At 70.8% G+C, this 18272-nt stretch carries 16 protein-coding genes and 1 riboswitch; of the genes, 9 read left to right on the top strand and 7 right to left on the bottom strand.

The window, feature by feature from the left end:
* The first annotated feature begins 21 nt into the window (after window positions 1–21).
* Window positions 22–1155 carry a lipase family protein gene (locus ACH49X_RS31935; RefSeq protein ID WP_357208663.1) on the top strand — a complete coding sequence of 378 codons (1134 nt, stop codon included), beginning with the start codon at window positions 22–24 and terminating at the stop codon, window positions 1153–1155.
* Between the two features lie 18 nt (window positions 1156–1173).
* On the opposite strand, the gene ACH49X_RS31930 is transcribed toward ACH49X_RS31935, so the two are convergent.
* The gene (locus ACH49X_RS31930; RefSeq protein ID WP_357109926.1) at window positions 1174–2616 is read right to left on the bottom strand and encodes an MFS transporter; all 1443 of its coding nucleotides are present in this window, start codon (window positions 2614–2616) and stop codon (window positions 1174–1176) included.
* Between the two features lie 155 nt (window positions 2617–2771).
* On the opposite strand from ACH49X_RS31930, the gene ACH49X_RS31925 reads away from it, so the two are divergent.
* From ACH49X_RS31925 to ACH49X_RS31900, 6 genes are all read left to right on the top strand, one after another.
* Window positions 2772–3221 carry a MarR family winged helix-turn-helix transcriptional regulator gene (locus tag ACH49X_RS31925; protein WP_323124634.1) on the top strand — a complete coding sequence of 150 codons (450 nt, stop codon included), beginning with the start codon at window positions 2772–2774 and terminating at the stop codon, window positions 3219–3221.
* A gap of 84 nt (window positions 3222–3305) precedes the next feature.
* Window positions 3306–4001, top strand: coding sequence for a response regulator transcription factor (locus tag ACH49X_RS31920; RefSeq protein ID WP_357109929.1), 696 nt, complete (start codon window positions 3306–3308; stop codon window positions 3999–4001).
* A 71-nt stretch (window positions 4002–4072) separates the two neighbouring features.
* Window positions 4073–5083, top strand: coding sequence for an ATP-binding protein (locus tag ACH49X_RS31915; protein ID WP_357208662.1), 1011 nt, complete (start codon window positions 4073–4075; stop codon window positions 5081–5083).
* Between the two features lie 287 nt (window positions 5084–5370).
* Window positions 5371–6819, top strand: a complete 1449-nt coding sequence (locus ACH49X_RS31910; RefSeq protein ID WP_357208661.1) for a DUF4173 domain-containing protein — start codon at window positions 5371–5373, stop codon at window positions 6817–6819.
* Between the two features lie 34 nt (window positions 6820–6853).
* Window positions 6854–7132, top strand: a complete 279-nt coding sequence (locus ACH49X_RS31905) for a hypothetical protein (protein WP_067809176.1) — start codon at window positions 6854–6856, stop codon at window positions 7130–7132.
* Entirely contained in the window at window positions 7125–7448 is a 324-nt protein-coding gene (locus tag ACH49X_RS31900) for a hypothetical protein (protein ID WP_357208659.1), read from the top strand. The genes ACH49X_RS31905 and ACH49X_RS31900 overlap by 8 nt, the downstream gene beginning before the upstream one ends.
* 54 nt (window positions 7449–7502) lie before the next feature.
* On the opposite strand, the gene ACH49X_RS31895 is transcribed toward ACH49X_RS31900, so the two are convergent.
* From ACH49X_RS31895 to ACH49X_RS31875, 5 genes are all read right to left on the bottom strand, one after another.
* Window positions 7503–8948, bottom strand: coding sequence for an alpha/beta fold hydrolase (locus ACH49X_RS31895; protein ID WP_357109934.1), 1446 nt, complete (start codon window positions 8946–8948; stop codon window positions 7503–7505).
* A 247-nt stretch (window positions 8949–9195) separates the two neighbouring features.
* Window positions 9196–9690 (bottom strand): LOG family protein, encoded by a 495-nt coding sequence (locus tag ACH49X_RS31890; RefSeq protein WP_195083060.1) that lies wholly within the window; start codon window positions 9688–9690, stop codon window positions 9196–9198.
* Entirely contained in the window at window positions 9687–10529 is an 843-nt protein-coding gene (locus ACH49X_RS31885) for a DUF72 domain-containing protein (protein ID WP_357208657.1), read from the bottom strand. Before ACH49X_RS31885 ends, ACH49X_RS31890 begins: the two co-directional genes overlap by 4 nt.
* Window positions 10530–10550: 21 nt before the next feature.
* Window positions 10551–11912, bottom strand: coding sequence for a cytosine permease (locus ACH49X_RS31880; RefSeq protein ID WP_195083062.1), 1362 nt, complete (start codon window positions 11910–11912; stop codon window positions 10551–10553).
* Window positions 11908–12023: riboswitch (TPP riboswitch) on the bottom strand. (Overlaps the previous gene by 5 nt.)
* 168 nt (window positions 12024–12191) lie before the next feature.
* Window positions 12192–12587, bottom strand: a complete 396-nt coding sequence (locus tag ACH49X_RS31875) for a hypothetical protein (RefSeq protein ID WP_195083063.1) — start codon at window positions 12585–12587, stop codon at window positions 12192–12194.
* 473 nt (window positions 12588–13060) lie between these two features.
* Here ACH49X_RS31875 and ACH49X_RS31870 point away from each other — a divergent pair, with 473 nt between their 5' ends.
* On the top strand, window positions 13061–14317 hold the full coding sequence (locus ACH49X_RS31870; RefSeq protein WP_195083064.1) for a cytochrome P450: 1257 nt from the start codon (window positions 13061–13063) through the stop codon (window positions 14315–14317).
* A 12-nt stretch (window positions 14318–14329) separates the two neighbouring features.
* Here the strand turns inward: ACH49X_RS31870 and ACH49X_RS31865 are convergent, their stop codons facing one another.
* A complete protein-coding gene (locus ACH49X_RS31865) occupies window positions 14330–15532 on the bottom strand; it encodes a styrene monooxygenase/indole monooxygenase family protein (RefSeq protein WP_195083065.1) in 1203 nt (400 codons plus the stop codon).
* Window positions 15533–15655: 123 nt separating this feature from the next.
* Here ACH49X_RS31865 and ACH49X_RS31860 point away from each other — a divergent pair, with 123 nt between their 5' ends.
* Window positions 15656–18199, top strand: a complete 2544-nt coding sequence (locus ACH49X_RS31860; RefSeq protein WP_357109945.1) for an NB-ARC domain-containing protein — start codon at window positions 15656–15658, stop codon at window positions 18197–18199.
* The last annotated feature ends 73 nt before the right edge of the window (window positions 18200–18272 follow it).

Raw genomic sequence — 18272 nt, 5'->3', positions numbered from 1 at the left:
CGATGACCGAGAGGTGGCGCCATGTCGGTGCGACGTACAGCAATCACCGTGGCCGTGGCCGCACTGCTCTTCGCGGGGCCTCCGCTGGGTTCGGCCGTGGCGGAGCCCGCGCCGGGCGCGGCCGCGGGCACGGTCGCCACCGACGAGGCGCTGCCCGAACAGCTGTGGATCGAAGGCACGGGCGCGGCTCGCCGCTTGACGTACTGGACCAGGACCTCCGACGACCGGCCCGCGCTGGCGAGCGGCGCCGTCTTCGTTCCCGCCGGCACGCCGCCGAGCGGCGGCTGGCCGGTGCTGTCCTGGGAGCACGGGACGGTCGGCCTCGCCGACGAGTGCGCGCCGTCGACCGCGGGCCGCAGCAAGCGCGACCTGGACTATCTGGCGACCTGGTTGCGCCAGGGCTACGCCGTCGTCGCGACCGACTACATCGGTCTGGGCACCCCGGGGCCGCACGCGTACCTGGACGGACGCGCCGAGGCGCACGCGGGGATCGACATGGTGCGCGCGGCCCGCGCCGTCGACGATTCGCTGTCGTCGAAGTGGGTGGCGATCGGTCAGTCCCAGGGCGGTGGAGCCGCGGTGTTCACCGCCTCGCTGGCCACGGCCTACGCCCCCGAACTCGACTACCGCGGCGCCGTCGCCACCGGCCCCGCCTCCAACGTCGTCGAGGCCGCCTCGTTCCTCGGGCCCGACGCGCCCCCGATCGACAACGCGCACCTCACCGCCTATATCGCGTACGTGATGAACGGACTGAAGGCGGCGCGACCGGGCTTCGATCTCGACAGCTATCTCAGCCCGGTCGGCAAGCAACTGGCAACCGCCGCCGAATCGCTGTGCTTCCAGCCGCTGGCCGACCGCGCGCAAGGAATCTCGGTCGACCGGTTGTTCTCGCGCCCGCTCGCGGACGGCGATTTCGTCGCAACGGCTCGCCCGGTCATGGATGTTCCGCTCACCGGCTACGACCGGCCGCTGTTCATCGGGCAGGGCACCAACGACACCGACGTCCCCGCTCCGCTGACCGCGAAGCTGATCGCCGATATGGAATCGCACGGCGTCCGGCCCGAGGTCCACGTGTATCCGGGCAAGGATCACAGCGCCACGATGGCCGCTTCACTGTCGGACAGCATTCCGTTCGTCGCGCGGCTGTTCGCCTGACCCGAGTGCGGGCCGCGCTCAGGCGCGCGCGGCCGCGGGCTCGAGGTCGGTTGTCTGCGGCAGTCCCTCGGTGGGCTTGCGCACCGGGATGGCCAGTGCGACCAGCGCCGCGAGCACCGAGACGCCACAACCGATCAGCAATCCGGTGCGGAAACCGGCCTCGGTGGGGATGGTGTGCCCACCGAGGCGGGTGCTCATCTGCGCGAGGACCACGCCGACGACCGCGGCCGACACCGTGGTGCCGATCGAACGCATCAAGGTGTTGAAGCTGTTGGCGGACGCGGTTTCCGACAGCGGGACCGCGCTCATGATGAGCGCGGGCATCGAGCCGTAGGCGAGGCCGACGCCACCGCTGCACACGCAGGTCACGATGAGCAGCCCCCAGGCGGACCCCATCAGCACGACCGAGGAGCCGTAGCCGATGGCGATCACCAGGCTGCCTACGGCGAGCGTCACCTTCGGCCCGCGCGCGGCCGAGAGCCGGGCGCCGAGCGGGGAGACCGCCATCATCACCAGTCCGGCGGGCGCCATCCACAATCCCATCGCCAGCATGGATTGTCCGAGGCCGTAACCGGTCGCCAGCGGCAGTTGCAGCAATTGCGGCACGATCAGCGACTGCGCGTACATGGCGAATCCGACCACGATCGAGGCGGCGTTGGTCAGCAGCACCTGCGTGCGCGCGGTCACCCGCAGATCGACCAGCGGATCCGCCGTCCGCAGTTCCCACCAGCCCCAGACCGCCAGGACCACGACCGCGACCGCGAACAGGCCGACAACGGTTCCGCTCGTCCAGCCCCAGTCGCCGCCCTTGGACACCGCCAGCAACAGGCACACCAGCGCCGTGCCGAGACCGAGCGCGCCAGGAACGTCGAAACCGCCGCCGCCGCCGCGCGCCGGGATGGCGGGCACCAGCAGCCAGATCAGCGTGGCCACACCCGCGCTCAGCACCGCCGAGCCCCAGAACAACACACGCCAGCTGGCATTCTCGGCCACCGCCGCGGCCAGCGGAAGCCCCAGCGCGCCACCGATGCCCATCGACGCGCTCATCACCGCGATGGACGTGCCGAGCCGTTCGGCGGGCAGCACGTCACGCAGCGCGCTGATGCCGAGCGGGACCACGCCCATGCCGATGCCCTGCAGGCCGCGACCGGCGATCATCGGCACGACCGAACTCGCGAGCGCGCAGACCAGCGATCCGGCGATGAGCGGGACCGTGCACGCCAGCAGCATGCGGCGCTTGCCGTAGAGATCGCCGAGGCGTCCGGTGATCGGGGTGGCCACCGCGCCGGCGAGCAACGTCGCCGTGATCACCCAGGATGCGTTGGACGCCGTGGTGTCCAGGATCCGGGGCAGGTCCCCGATCAGCGGCACCACCAGGGTTTGCATCAGTGCGGCGACGATGCCCGCCGCCGCGAGTACGCCGACGATGCCCTCGGACCGAGCTGCCGATGGTGCTGTCACGCGGGTCTCCCTCTCTCTCGATTCTTGTGCACAGTACACATAAATTGCACTATGCACAACAGTTGTATTATGCAAATGTGCTGGTCTCGCCGTGGGGGTGTGGTATAGGTGCGGAGATGAGCCCGGGAGCTGGCGAATATCGGCAGGAGCGTTGCGTGGACAAGCCCGTATCTTCGGTGGAGTTCGAGACCATGCTGCTGGGGCGGCACAGCCTCAGCGCCAAGGCCCGCCGGGGTCGCGGCCACCTCGACCGCAGCGCCTACACGGTGCTGAGCAGGCTGCGCGTGCAGGGCCCGATGTCCGTGGGCGAGCTCAGCGACGCCTTCGGCCTCGACACCTCGACGCTACACCGGCAGACCACGGCCATGCGTGGAGCCGGCCTGATCGAACGCATCCCGGATCCGGACGGCGGCATGGCGCGCAAGTTCCGCATCACCGCCGAGGGCGGCCGCCAGCTCGATGCCGAGCGCGCCTACAACGTCCGCGCTTTGGAGAACGTGCTGGCGGATTGGTCGGCCGGGGACGTCGCCGCGTTCGCCGGATTCCTGAAGCGGTTCAACACCGACATCGAACGCATCGACAAGCGTCCGTGGCCCCGGCCGTGAACGCCGGCCCACGCCGGCGAATGCACACGAAATCTCCACAATCGGCGCCGGAACTCTCCACAGCCGGTGGCTAGGGTTCGGTGCATGGAACACAGCGCACCGGCGCAGGCCGCACGGCGAATCCTGGTGGTGGACGACGAGATGACCATCGCCGAATCCGTCGCGGCGCGCCTGCGGGCGGAGGGGTACACCGTCGAGCTTGCGCACGACGGCCCCTCGGCCGTCGCCGCCGCCGAGGCCGTCGGCCCCGACCTGGTGGTGCTCGACGTCATGCTGCCGGGGTTCGACGGATTGGAGGTGTGCCGCCGCATCCAGGCGCGCCGTCCGGTGCCCGTGCTCATGCTCACCGCGCGCGCCGACGAAACCGATCAGCTCGTCGGACTTGGCGTTGGCGCGGACGACTATCTGACGAAGCCGTTCTCGTTGCGCGTGCTCGCCGCCCGGGTGCACGCGCTGCTGCGCAGGCTCGACCGGGCGGCCGCCCCCGACGGCGCGACGATCCTGGTGGGCGACCTGCGCATCGATGTCGATCAGCGCCGGGTCTGGCGCGCGGAGGTCGAGGCCGTGCTCACGCCACTGGAGTTCGATCTGCTCGCCCGGCTGGCCCGTCGCCCGCGCACCGTGCTCGCGCGCGAGCGGCTGCTCGAAGACGTCTGGGACTGGTCCGACGCGGCGGGCACCCGCGCGGTCGACAGCCACATCAAGGCGTTGCGCCGCAAACTCGGCGCCGATCTGATCCGCACCGTGCGGGGCGTCGGATACGCCTTGGAGGCCCGGTGAGCGCCGGTCCCGCGCGCATTCCGGAGGTGGGAAACGAAAAGCGCGCAACCTGTTGCGCCCGGTGGCGCCGGGTGAGCGACCGGATAGCCGAGCTGTTGCCACGGCCGTTGGACCCGGTGAAGTCGATCAAGCTGAAGCTCGCGGTCCTCATGCTGTGCTCCGGCGGCGTCGCGTTCGGATTCTTCCGGTTCAAGATCGGCTGGCTGCCCCCGCGCACCACGCTCACCGCGGTGGTGATCGCGTTGCTCACCTCGCAGTTCCTCGCCCACGGCATCACCAGGCCGCTGCGGGAGATGACCGCGGCGGCCAAGCGCATGGCCCACGGCGACTACACCCTGCGGGTGCGGGCGAGTTCGCGCGACGAAGTCGGGCAACTGGCCGAGGCGTTCAATCAGATGGCGGCCGACCTCGCCGCGGCCGACCGGCAGCGCCGCGACCTGATCGCGAACGTCTCGCACGAGTTGCGCACGCCCATCACCGCTTTGCAGGCGGTACTGGAGAACCTCGTCGACGGCGTCTCCGAGCCGGACCCGGCGACCCTGCGCACCGCGCTGGCCCAGACCGAGCGACTCACGCTGCTGGTCTCGGAACTGCTCGACCTGTCCAGCATCGAAGCGGGCGCCTTCCCGCTCGACCGCGAAGAGCTGCCGATCGCGCCGTTGCTGGCCGACGTCGTCGCCGAGGCGGAGGTCATGACCGCCGCGCTCGGGCGCGGCGTGCGGTTCCGCACCGACGTGCTGCCCGGCGCCGCCCGCGTATACGCCGACCGTGCGCGTCTGCATCAAGTGCTGCTGAACCTGCTCGACAACGCGGCTCGCCACGGGCCAGCGGGCGGGGAAGTCCGCGTCACCGTGCGTGGCGCGCAAGGCGAGGTCGTGATCGACGTCGAGGACGACGGCCCCGGCATACCGCTCGCCGAACGCGCCCGGGTGTTCGACCGGTTCACCAGGGGCGGCCGTACCGCGGGCGGGGGCACCGGCCTCGGCCTGGCCATCGCCCGCTGGGTGGTCGATCTGCACGGCGGCACCATCGCCGTCGCCGAGCCGGGCTCCCGGATCCGGGTCGTGCTGCCCGGCCGCTGATCCATCCCCTCATCCGACCCGGACCGCCAAGACGGCGCCGGGGTGATTCCGCACGCCTGTCGAAGGGACGAACCATGCCTCCGGAACCCGAATCCGACCCTGCGCCCGCGGTGGTGTGGAGCACCGAATCCGCCTCCGCGGCAACAACTTCCGGCACTGCGACGAGTGCGCCTCCGGTCGCCGGATCGGAGGGACCGGCGGCGAGCTCCGCCGCGCAGGACGGCGCGTCCGTCCGGCCTTCTCCGGGCGGGCCGACCGTCCGGCAGCGACCACCCAAGTGGCGGCGTGTGGCCTGTCCTGCGGGCGTGGTGCCCGCCGCGCTCGTCTCGGGTCTGGCGGCGGCGATTCTCGTGCACTGGGACCGGCCCGGCATCGGCTGGCTTCTCGCGGCCGTTGTGGCCGCGACGGCGGTCGTCCTCGTCGACCGCAACGCCCGCAGGGCGGTGGCGAGCGCGACGGAAGACGCCGTCGCGAAAGCGGCGCAGAAGGCCGGAAGGCCTTCTTTCAGGTGGATTTCCGCGCGCAGAGCACGGCTGGCGGGACGGGTGTGGTGGGCGACGCTCGCGCTGGCGCTGCTCGCGGTAGGCGCCGTCCGCGCCGCGGGCTGGCTGTTCGCCTTGTGCGTGGTCGCGGCAGCTGTCGCCGGTTCGCTGGCCGTCGTCGGCCGCCGCTCGGCGAACGGCGTCTTCTACGACACGCTGGCCGTGGGGCTCGAAGCGGTCGCAGCGGTGCCGTGGGCCTACGCCGGCACCGCCGGGGTGCGCGGTGCGAACGCGCCGCGGGCCAGGCGGCTCGGGGTGTCGGTGGCGGTGACCGTGGCGTTGCTCGCGGTGTTCGTTCCGTTGCTCGGCAGCGCCGACGCGATGTTCGCCGCGCTGCTCGATACCGTGACGCCGGACCTGGACGTGCCCTCGGTGGTGCGGTGGATCGTGCTGTTCGCAGTGGTCGCGCTCGGCGCGCTCGGGGCGTTGTTCGTGCTCGCGGGTCCGCCACCGCCCGCTGCCGCCCGAGCGGGTGGGCGCACGCTGCGCCGCTCGGAATGGGCGCTGCCGGTCGGTGCGCTCGCCATCCTGTTCGCGGCCTTCGTCGCGACCCAGTTCGTCGTGCTCTTCGGCGGCGACGACCATGTCAGGAAGACGGCGGGCCTGACCTACGCCGAGTACGCCCGCACCGGGTTCTGGCAACTGTCGGCCGTCACCGTCCTGACCCTCGCGGTGCTCGTGGTGGTGTTGCGCTGGGCGGGCCAGGACACGCCCGCCGACCGCTGGTGGCTGCGCGGGCTGCTCACGGCGGTGAGCGTGCTCGCCTTGGTGATCGTCGCCTCCGCACTCGGCCGGATGTGGACCTACCAGCGGGCCTACGGCTTCACGGTGCTGCGCCTGCTGGTGGAAGCCTGCGAACTGTGGCTCGGTTCGGTCTACCTCCTGGTGCTGGTCGCGGTGCTGCGACTGCGCCGGGCGTGGCTGCCGCGCGCCGTGCTCGGCACCGCCATGGCCACCTTGCTGGCGCTGGCCGTGCTGGACCCGGAGCGACTGATCGCCGAGGAGAACATCGTTCGCTGGCAGCGGGGCAAGGCGCTGGACACCGAATACCTGGTCGCGCTCTCGCCGGACATACTGCCCGCGACCGAACGGCTTCCCGAGCCGCTGCGATCGCAGGTGCGTGCCCGGCTGCGGTCGGGTCTCGGCGACGACACGTGGCAGAGCTGGAATCTGTCCCGGGCGAGAGCGCGGTGAGCTCGCCCGCAATACACTTGTATTATCGCTGATCGTGGGTTATAACTGGCCTGAGTGGGCACTGTTGTCGCTGGTGGGAATCGACCCGCGCGAAGTGCTGCAGGTGCTCATGGGCGCTCGCCGATGGCCTCGGCGGGCGCGCGGCCGGAACGAGCTCGCGGTCCTGACGGTGTGGGGCCGGACCGAGGCGGGCCGGCCGCTCATCGTCGCTGTCCGCCGCACCGAGGGCTGGCAGTGGGACATTCTGGGCGCGGTCGAGATGACCGAGGCGCAGGTGGCCGAACTCGAGCGTTGGGAGCACGCCGATGACTGACTATCCGAAGAATCCCGAGGACGTCCGGGACTTCCTGTCCGATCTGGAGTACAGCGACGCGCCGGTCGACGCCGCCGAGCTGCCCCCGCCGCTGCGCGCCGAGGACACGGTCACCGTCACCACCTCGCTGCGCATCCCACTGGAACTGCACCAGCGGGTGAAGAAGGCCGCCGAGCAGCGCAATGTGACCATGTCCGCGCTCATCCGCGACTGGATCGAACTGGAACTGGCCGCCCTGGACAACGACCAGCCCATCTCGCGCGCCGACGCCCTGCGCGCGCTGGCCGCCCTGCATCCCCTGCGCCAGTCGGCTTAGTCCGCCGCGGCGGGTGCCTCGCCGCTCGGTGGCAGGGTGTCGCCGTGTCCTCGGTCAGGATCCGGCACCGGTTCCCTCGCGGGTCAGCACGCGGTCGAGTTGTGTGGCGAACTCGTCTGCGGCGGTGCGGTAGCCGATGTGGTCGCCAGCGAACTCGACGAGGTCGAGGCCGAGTTCCTCTGCGAGTGCGGCGTTCGGGAAGCCGGGGAAGGTGTCTCTCGACTCGCGTCCGACGCCGAGTACCAGGCGGTCGGACGCCGCGCGCAACGCCGTCGGATCCGGGGTGTACCGGGGATATTGCCGAAGCTCGTGTTCCAGCCAGAACAGCAGGTTCTGCTGGATCCTGGTCACCATCGCGGCGGCTTCCGGCGGCAACTGGTCGACCGGGGGAGGCGGTGTGGACCGCATGCCGATGCCGGCCGCGAACGCCGCCATGGCGGCGGCCGTGCCCTCGGTCCTGCTCTGTTCGTGGATGCCGTCCAGGAAGGTCAGCCACTTCTCGCTGTCGGGCAGCAGCGTGGCCAGCGGTGGTTCGTGGGCGACGAGCGTGCGCACCAGTTCCGGCCGGGCGCGCAACAATTCGAGCGCGACGATCGCTCCGGAACTGCTGCCGAGTACATGGGCGGGCCGGTCGGTGAGGTGTGTGAGCAGCGCGGCGGCGTCCGCGCCGTCGGTGACGATGCGATCGTGCGGCGGCCCGTCGAGGGGGCTGCGGCTGAAGCCGCGCCGGTCGTAGGCGACCACGGTGTAGCGGTCGGCGAGTCGTTCGGCGACGGCGTCGAAGCCTCCGGCGTCGCCGTTGCCGCCCGGAATGAGCAGCAACAGCGGGCCGGTGCCGCGGATCTCGTAGTAGAGGGTCGCACCGGGCACGGCGAGAGTGTGCTGGGCCGGTACATCCATGGGAAACGCTCCTGAGAGATGAGTCAACTGGCGCAACGCTTCCCGGATGACCGGTAGCGCGGGAACGGGGGGATCGGCCTCGACCCATCGGTCGATGGCCACGTACAGCGCTGCCGTGACCGCCCCGGCCATGATTCGAGGGAACATGTCGGCATCGTTCGCGCGGCCGGTGCGCTCGGCGATGGCCTCGGCCAGCGCGCCTTCGATCACCGCCTGTGATCTGCGGTATTCGCCCTGCAACGACGGTGCGCGGGTGATCAGGCGAACGCCGGCGGTCCAAGCGGAATCGGGTGGTTCGGTGTCGCGGAACTCCGCCAGCACGGCGTGGATCACCGCTGGCCACAGCGGTTCGGCGGCCGGTCGGGCGCGCAGGTCGTCCGCGATCCGGCGGGCCCGGTCCACCGCCACCGAGCAGACGGCCTCGTACTTGCTGGCGAAGTAGTTGTTGAACGTGCGCGCGGAGACTCCGGCCGCCGCGGCGATGTCCTCGACGAGAACGTTGTCCAGCCCGCGCTCTACGGCCAGTCGCAGCGCCGCGAAACCGAGCGCCTCGCGGGTGGCGAGCTTCTTGCGCTCGCGCAGGCCCAGGACGAATGCCACACGTCCACCGTAGCGAAACTTGCGTGACGCGCAAGATTGCGTGATCGGAAAGAATTGGGGGAGGGCGGATTCGGTAGCTGGGCAACCCGGACCGGCCGTGGCAGTGTCGAATTCGCTGGAGACAGCGAATCTTGCGCGGATCTATGGCGTAGTACGGGCGAGCCGAATTTCGCCTGGGTGCACTGGCGGTGCTCGGCGATGACCGGTCGCCGACAGTTGTCTGTCCGCCCCGGATCGATCGGCGGTCTCAGGCCGGTTCGCAACCGATCCCGTCCAGCGCCCGGCGCACCGCATCGGCCGGGTCGGCCGTGTTCACCGTCGCCGCCATCGGCCGTCCGTGCGCGTCGCGGATCTGCCAGCCGCCCAGCGCGACAACCGGAATGCCGCCGCGCCGGCGGGCCAGTGCGACCTCCGAGAGCGTGCCCCACGAGCCGCCGATGACGATCACCGCGTCCGCCGACTCGATCAGGATGGCGTTGCGCGCCTCGCCCATGTTCGTGAACAGCACCGCGGACAGGCCGGGACACACCGCGGCGCGGTCGGTGTCCGGCCGCACGCCGATCACCAGCCCACCGGCCTCGGCGGCGCCGGCGGCGACCGCGGCCATCACCCCGGACCCGCCGCCGCACAGGACGGTGACTCCCGCCCGCGCCAAGAGCCCGCCGACCGCACGCGCCCACTCCGCTTCCTGCGGTGTGCACTCCCTCGGCCCGCAGACCGCGACCTGCCGCGCCGGCGTCACTGTCCCGATCCCGCCGGCCGTGGCGACACGACCGACGCCAAGCGTTCCCGCAACGCTATGGCGTCGCGCGGCGCCCGCACTTTCGCGTCGTTGTCGAAATAGGTGTAGACGTCCAGCGTTCCGGCCCACGCGCGGATCTTCTCCGCCCACATGTCCAGACCCTCGTCGGTGTATCCGCTGACGTAGAGCTCGTCGTGGCCGTGCAACCGGATGTAGACGAAGTCGGCGGTGACCTCTTCCAGCAGCGGATACTTGCCCGCCGCGTCGGCGACGACGAGGGCTACGTTGTGGCGGCCGAGCAGATCGGTGAACGCCGGGGTCACAAAGCTTTCGTGCCGGATCTCCATGGCATGCCGGATCGGCCGGTCGGCGTCGGTGCTGGTGTAAGGGGGGTCGACGCGGTGATCGTGCCGCCGCGCGATCTCGGCGGCCTGCTCGGTGCCGCGCGGCAGCCGGGACAAGAAGTCGTCCAGCACGTCGGCGTCGAAACGGAACGTCGGCGGCAGCTGCCACAGGATCGGGCCCAGCTTGGGTCCGAGCGCCAGCGGGCCCGATGCCAGGAAGTTGGCCAGCAGGTCGTCACCGTCGCGCAACCGCTTCATGTGCGTGATGAATCTGCTGCCCTTCACCGCGAAGAGGAAATCGTCCGGCGTCTGCTCGGCCCACTTCTGGTAACTCGACGGGCGTTGCAGCGAGTAGAACGAGCCGTTGATCTCCACACTGTCGAGCTGTTCGGACAAATAGGTCAGCTCGCGCTTGTGCGGCAAACCCTCCGGGTAGAACGTCCCGCGCCAGGGCGGGTAGACCCAGCCCGACGTGCCTATCCTGATCCGGCCCATCTCTCCATGGTGGCAAACGCGCTACGCCGATGGCGTCCTCGCCGCCTTGCCGACCAACCAGGCCACCGCCAGCGCCGCCAGGAACGACAGCAGCGATGCGCTCATCCACGCCTGCGGGGTGACATGCAGGGCCTGCCGGACGCGCTCCCAGAATTCGGTCCACACTCCGGCATCACCCGGATTGATCAGTTGATATACCGCGAACCCGGCCAGCCAGGCGAGCACCATGCCCCATCGCGCGGGCGCGTCCGGCGCGGTGTTCCATGCGCGGTGGGCACGCAGGAAGAAATCGGCGACCAGCACGCCGAGCAGAGGCACGAACACCGAACCGATGAGTCCGAGGAATCCGAAATAGTTCGTCATGTCCATCCACAGGGCCGACACCGTGATCAGCGCGCCGAGGCCGATCGAGAGCACTCTGCGGTCGACGCGCGGCGCGAGATTCTGGATCGACACGGCGGTGGAGTACACATTGGCGAAGGACTGGTCCGCCTCCCGCAGCACAAAGACGAAGAAGAACAGCGCGCCGAGGCTCACCTGCAGAAACGGTGCGTACGGCCCGCCTTCGCCGGTCGCCAGCGCCAGCGCGAACAGGCCGAGGACGTAGGCGACGATCTGGGTGAGCCCGTACGCGCCGCTGGCCGCGCCGAACGCGGACCGGCCGGTGCGGGCGTGCCGCGTGTAGTCGGCGGCGACCGGCACCCACGAGATCGAGACGGCCAGCGCGGCGTCGGTGGCGACCCAGAACAGGTTCCAATCGACGCCGAACGGCCCGCTTCCACTCGGGCCGGGGTTCGCCCGCAGATCCGGCAGACCGGCGCGGAAGAACTGCGCGTAGAACCAGATCAGGGCGATCACGACACCGGCGGTCACGAACCTGCGCAGCAGACGGACCGAACCGAGCGGCCAGATCGTCAGGACGGTCGTGAGCGCGCCCGCGACCACGACGTAGAGCCAGCGCGGACCGCCGCCGAACAGTTCCCCGGCCGCGTCGCCGATGACGATCAGCTCGAAGGTCCCCCAGCCGATCAATTGCGCGATGTTGAGCACGGTGGGCAGGTAACTGAGTCGCGCGCCGAACAGTCCGCGCAGCAGCACCATCGCGGGTTGCCCGGTGCGTGCGCCGGTGAGCGCCGCCGCGCCGAGCATCAGTCCACCCACCAGGGTGCCGAGGACGGTCGCCAGGATGCCCGCCGCGATCGAGATCCGCGCCGCGCCCGCGGAGTCCGGCGCGAGCACGGTGTACGCGCCGGAGAACGCGATGAGGCTGACGCCGAGATTGGCCCAGAACGCACTCTGGTCCCAGAACGAAAGCACCTTCGGGGCGGGCTGATCGAGGGTCAGCGGGGCTTCGCGCGGCGCGCTCGTACGGGTCGACGACATGACGGAAACGCTCTCCCTACGCCGGCATTACCCGGACAGGTTCATGCGGTCGGCGGCGCGTGCGGTCCGCCCTCTCAGCCCGGCCGTGCCCGAGCTCCCGCGGTGAAGTGATTCCGGCGAATAGTACACCCGTGCCAGTTTTCGGGAGCCGGGGACGAGGTCCGGACGCCGAAGGGCCTCGAAGTGATGAGCGGTGCGGCACCCACCGCGCCGGCCCGCTTCCGGGGCATCGCCGACACGCACTGGCCGCACCGGCGCCGCGGTGGCCGCCCGCGCGGTTCAGCCCATGAGGAACGAGGCGGCGAACCACGCCAGCAGGACCAGCACCGCGCCGACCAACGCGCCAGGGAACATCGCGCGCCCCTGCCGGGCCGCCAGCAGCGACAGCAACGCGCCCACAGCGAAGCCGACGATCCCGCCGCCCACCATGATCCAGACGCCCGCGCTGGTATCGACCCGGCATTCCGGCTTGGACTCGCAGATGCCGCCCGCCATCAGGAACCACGGCGCCAGGACCGTCGACATCGCAGCCAGCGTCGCGGGCAGGAACCACAACAGCGCGCTCACGACGAGATCCGCGGTGCGCGGCGGCTCGACGGCGGGGGTCTCGGGTTCGCGCGTCGGATAGCCGGAGGGGGTCGTGCCGTGGGACACCTGGTTGAGGTAACCGTGCATCGTGTCTCGCTATCGCTTGTCGGGGGAGTCGGCCGGGCCGATGGAAGTTATACACCAGCCACGTGCACGTCGAAGTGCTTGTCTCCCCGCAGGATGCGGGCGAACGGCGTGCCTGCCGTCCCGGATCGGATGCGTCCGTCGATCCTTCCGCCGGTAGCGAATACGGAGCGTCACTGCGGGATTCGCGCGCGCCCGGTGTCGCCGGGGCGCGGCTGTCGGTGATCGTGGCTGGTCCGCAGCGGTGAGTCGTCCGCGATTTCGTTGCCGTGCGGAGGGGGCGGTCGCATCACCGCAGGTCGCGCGTCATTACCGATGCCCGTGAGCTACCTACGCGACGATCCTGTGTGTCGATCCGCTGCGCGGTCGGGACGATGCGTCGCAGTGGTGCGCCGTATGGGCCGAGCGCCGTCGCGACGATCCGCGCCGAGTGCGCCCGCGCTCGGTGCGAACGCTCCTACCGTGAGAGTGACGCGTTGACCACACCCCGAGACTTCGACCGCACCGCGGACGCCCCTGGCGCGCATCATGGTTCGCCCATCGACCACGACGTCGAGCGCGTATCGCTGTATTCCCCGGAGTTCGCGGCCGATCCGCATCGCTCCTACCGCGACATGCGCGCCCGCTACGGCTCGATGGCGCCGGTCGAACTGGCGCCGGGCGTGCCCGCGACGTTGGTGCTCAGCTATCACACGGCGGTGCGAATCATGCACGACCCGGCGCACTTTCCCGCCGACCCGCGCACCTGGCAGGCGAACGTGACCGCCGACTGCCCGGTGTTGCCGGTGCTGGAGTGGCGTCCCAACGCCATGCGCAGCACGGGGGAGGAACACGCGCGCTACCGCCAGGCGAACACCGCGAGCATCGACGCCGTCGACCTGCACGCCTTACACGAGACGGTGGAGCGGATCGCCGTGCCGCTGATCAACACCTTCTGCGCGACGGGCAGCGCCGATCTGGTATCGCAGTACGCTCTACCGCTGGCCTTCGAGGCGATCAACGCCATGCTGGGCTGCCCGCCGGAGATCGGGAAGGAAGTCGCCGCCGCTACCCGCGCCGTGTTCGACGGAGTGGACGCGGAGGAGGGCAACCGCCTGCTCGTCACCGCGCTGCTGCGGCTGCTCGAGCACAAGCGCGCCGAACCGGGCCTGGACATCACGACGCGGCTGCTGCGGCATCCGGCAGGCTTGGACGACACGGAGGTGATCCACCAGCTCGTCGTGCTCTACGGGGCGGGGATCGAACCGCTGCAGAATCTGATCATCAACACCCTGGTGCTGATCCTCACCGACGACCGGTTCGGCGGCGATGTCCTTGGCGGGAGCCTGTCGACCCGAGACGCGCTCGACGAGGTGTTGTTCACCGATCCGCCGATGGCGAATTTCTCGGTCACCTATCCGCGCCAGCCGATCCTGATCGACGATGTCTGGCTGCCTGCCCATCAGCCGGTCGTGATCAGTTTCGCGGCCTGCAACAACGATCCGGCGATCAGCGGGCACGACCACAGCGGCAACCGATCGCATCTGGCGTGGGGCGCCGGACCGCACGCGTGTCCGGCCCGCAGCGCGGCCTACCTGATCGGCCAGGACGCGGTCGACCAGTTGCTGGACGCGCTGCCGGAACTGCGGCCCGCCGTGCCGGTGCGCGAATTGGCCTGGCGGCCAGGACCTTTCCACCGCGCTCTGACCGCGCTGCCGGTCACTTTTCCCGCGACACCGCCCTGGCGGCCCTAAGCGCGGAATCGGTCAGGACGGCGCGGTCGCCGCGAGCCGGGCGAGGTTCGCCGGCCGCGCGAAGGTGTTCGCGAAGGCGTCGGCCAGTGTCGTGTCGTGCTGGGCGGCCAGCATCATCTCGCGCATGGCGGGCGGCGGATCGAGCACCGTGGCCGTCCACCGCGCGGCGGGGTGGGCCACGGCCGTCAGCCACGGCGCGGCCGCCCACTCCATCCACGCGCGGTCGTAGGGGCCGTCGGGATCGTGCAGAATCGCCTCGCCGTAGCGGATCGCGCAGTGCACGGCGTTGTTGGCGCCCTGAGCGCCGCCCGGGTCCATCCGGCAGACGACGTCGCCTCCGCCCAGCACCGGCTTGCCCGACGGCAGGATGCCCACCGGACGGCGCATGACCGGAGTCACCGCGCCCACCAGCGTCGCCCCGGCATCGGTCGGCTCGGCATGCCGGTACCGTTCGGCGATCTCGGCGGGCAAGTGCGCGTTCAGCAGTTCCCTGGCGTGCGCCCAGCGTCGCGCGGGCGTGCCGTGCTGCTCGAACCCGTCCAGCGCACCGCCGGGCCGCGCCTCGAAAAGAAGCATCTCGCAGCGGCGTTCCTGCCCCGGCCGTCCGGTCAGGCCGGGATAGGAGATCACCTCACCGTGCTCGGGCAGGGCGGTGTAGGAACCGAGGCCCTCCGGATCCGGCTCGACACCGTCGAGGTACAGCACCGCCAGCCGTCGCATCGGCGCGGCGTGCACCGGCCACGCCGCATCGGCCTCGAAACAGCCGGCCAGCTCACGACCCGCCCGGGTCACCACGGTCAGGTCGTGCTCGGCGGCGTGCTGGTCGAGTTCCGGTACCGAGAGTTCGGTGATGCGCAGATCACCGCCTTCGGTCAGGAACTCGCCGAGCCAGCGGGCGAACACCGTCCGCTGATCCACGCTCTGCGCCGGGCGGGTGAATCGTCCGGTCCAGGTGACCACCACCGCGCGATCGACGGCCATGGTGAACCGGATGCCCTCGATGTTCGGCGCGGTCGAGCGCCAGAATCCCAGGCCGAGATCCGCTTCGAGATCGAGCGTCGGCGGGAATTTGACCTGGGTGCTGGTCACGGTGCCCGCGAGCACCGCTTCGGCATCGCGATCGGCGACCAGCGTCACCGACCGCCCGCCGCGCAGCAGACGGTGAGCGAGGGGTAACCCGCATTCGCCCGCCCCGAGTACCAGTATCCGTCCCACCGTCGTCTCCTTCCGATCGTGCGATCGACTGCCGCGCCAGCGCAATCGTCCGCGTATAGGTGGGTCGCGCACATCGGTAGAGACTCGGGAATCGGGGGAGCGACCCGACTACGCTGCCCTGCTGTGTCGGTAGGACGTGCGTCGGGTCCGGGGTCTGCGCCCCCGGGCGCCAGTGATTTCGTAGGGCGTCAGCGGGAACTGGAGAAGATCGGGATGGCGCTGCTCGGCGGCACCCGCCTCGTCACGCTGATCGGTGCGGGCGGCATCGGCAAGACCAGACTGGCGACCGAGGCGGTGCAGCGGTTCCACAAAGCGCGGCGCGTTCCGGTGCATTGGGTGCGCTTGGCGCTGCTTGCGCGGGGCTCCGACGCGGCGGCGGTGGAGGAGCAGGTCGCGCGCTCGCTGATCGATGCCGACTTCTCCGGGCGGTCGGCCTGGGAGGCGGTGCTGGACACCCTGCGCCGCCGCGACGCGGTCGGGCGCACCTTGCAGACCATCCTGGTGATGGACAACTGCGAACACGTGCTGGACGGCGCGGGGCGGGTGATCGCCGACCTGCTGGACGCGGCTCCGGGGCTGACCGTGCTGGCCACCAGCCGCGAGGCGATCGGATGGGTCGACGAACAATTGGTGCCGGTACCCGCGCTGTCGCGGGAACAGGCGCTGACGCTGTTTCGGGCCCGCGCCGGTCTGACGGGGCACACCGTCACGGAGGAGGAGAGCGAGCTGGCGGCGGAGATCTGCCGCCATGTGCACAACCACCCGCTCTACATCCGGTTGGCGGCCGCACGGCTGTTGCGCCGGCCGCTGCCGATGATCCTGCGTGACCTCACCGGTGAGGCCGGCGACCGGCGGCTGCGCTGGTCGCACGGTCCCCGGGTCGGCGCGGACGCACGGCACCAGGGGATCCGCGACGTCATCGCCTGGTCGTATGACCTGTGCCGGGACAAAGAGCGGCTGCTGTTCGACCGGCTGTCGGTCTTCGCGGCCGGGTACGACGTCGACCCGGACAACGCGGACCCGGCGCAGTCGGACGTCGGCGCCGAACTGGAGGCGATCGAGGCGGTCTGCGCCGACGACGAGCCGGACGGGTTGCGCCGCGAGGAGATCGAGGGCCTGCTCGAGCGGCTCGCGGACCAATCGCTGGTCACCGTGCATCTGACCGCCGCAACGGTGCGCTACTCGCTGCTGGAGAGCGTCCGCTTGTTCGCCCAGCAGCGTCTGGCCGAACGCGACGGTGAACCGGCGCGGCTGGCGCGCAGGCACCGCCGCTACTACCGCGACAAGGTTGTCGCGGCTCGAGCCGGATGGTTCGGGCCGGGCGAACAGGACCTGCTGAATTGGGCGCGCGCGGCCTGGGACAACCTGCTGTGCGCCATGGCGGGCAGCCTCGCGACTGCGGAGGAGGCCGCGGTCGGACTGGAGATCGCCGCCGGTCTGATCGCGCTGCGCAGCCCGTTTCTCGCCGGTTCGCTGCGCGAACCACGCCGCTGGGCCGAGCGTACGCTGGCCGCGAGCAGGGCGCTGGACCCGCAGCCGGTGCCGCTGCAGGTGACGGCGATGTCGCTGATCGCGTGGATCTGCCTGTGCCAGGGCATGCACCACGACGCCGAACGGATGCTCGACGAAGCCGTCGCCCTCTGCCTGCCCGACCCCGCGGCCCGAGCGGGGTGGCGGGAGCGACTCGACGACCTCGATCTGCCCGCATCGATCGACTTCGCCAGGGGCGCTGAGCTGATGCTGCTGCCCCGTGACGTGCGCGCGATCGCGGTGCTGGCCCGGGCCCGAGAGAAGTTCTCCGCCGAAGGCGACCGCGGTGGGGCCGCGATGGGCGAACTGTTCGAAGCGCTGGCCGCGGCGTTGCTCGGCACACCGGCGCAGGCTCTGGAGATCTCCCGGCGGCATTCGGACCACGCCGAACTCTCCGGCGCGCGGTGGGCGGCATCGTGGGCCGGACTGGCGCGGGGGATCGCCTTGACCAAGCACGGCGACCCCGACCAAGCGGTCGCCGTGATACGGGCGTCGCTGACCACACAGCTGGCGATGCGCGATCAGTGGGGCGTGGTGTGGGCCGTCCACATCCAGGCATGGGCGCTGGCGCGCCTGATCCGCGATACCGGATCCGAACGCTCCGGCACGGTGACGGCTCAGGCGCGCGATGTCGCGCGGCTGCTCGGCGGCGGGGCGACGTTGCGGGAGCGGATCGGCGTGAACATCGCCAATCTCGGACCGTTCGCCAGTGAGACCGAGGTCGCCGCCGACACCGCCCGTCAGGTTCTGGGCGAGGCCGCCTTCGCGGTGGCGGAACAGGAGGGCGCGCTGCTGCGTCCGGAGCTGGGCGAGGTGGCGCAGTTGGCGCTGGGGAAGTTGTCGCTGGACCGGCTGCCCGTCGAACATCCGGTCCGGCGTCGCCGACCCTCGCAGTGGGAGGAATTGTCGGCGGCCGAACAGGACGTGGCCGTGCTGGCGGCGGCGGGCTGGACCAACACCGCCATCGCAGCCCGCCGCGGCAGTTCCTTCAAGACCGTCGACGCCCAGATGGCGGCGGTCCTGCAGAAACTGATGATCGCTTCCCGCGAGGACATCCTGGCGTTGGTGCCCGCCGACCGGCAGGCCGAGGTGACCGAGGAAGCCGCACGCAAACCGCAGCGCGCCCGTCGTACCTGAGACCGGAACGCGGGCCGGGCGACGTCTCGGCCGTGACGCCGCCCGGCCGGGTCACCGGTCGGACCGACCGCTG

This window comes from Nocardia sp. NPDC019323, from assembly GCF_044389845.1.
Lineage (GTDB): Bacteria > Actinomycetota > Actinomycetes > Mycobacteriales > Mycobacteriaceae > Nocardia > Nocardia implantans.
The sequence above is the reverse complement of the archived record's forward strand: the minus strand, read 5'-3'. Positions and strand labels throughout refer to the sequence as shown.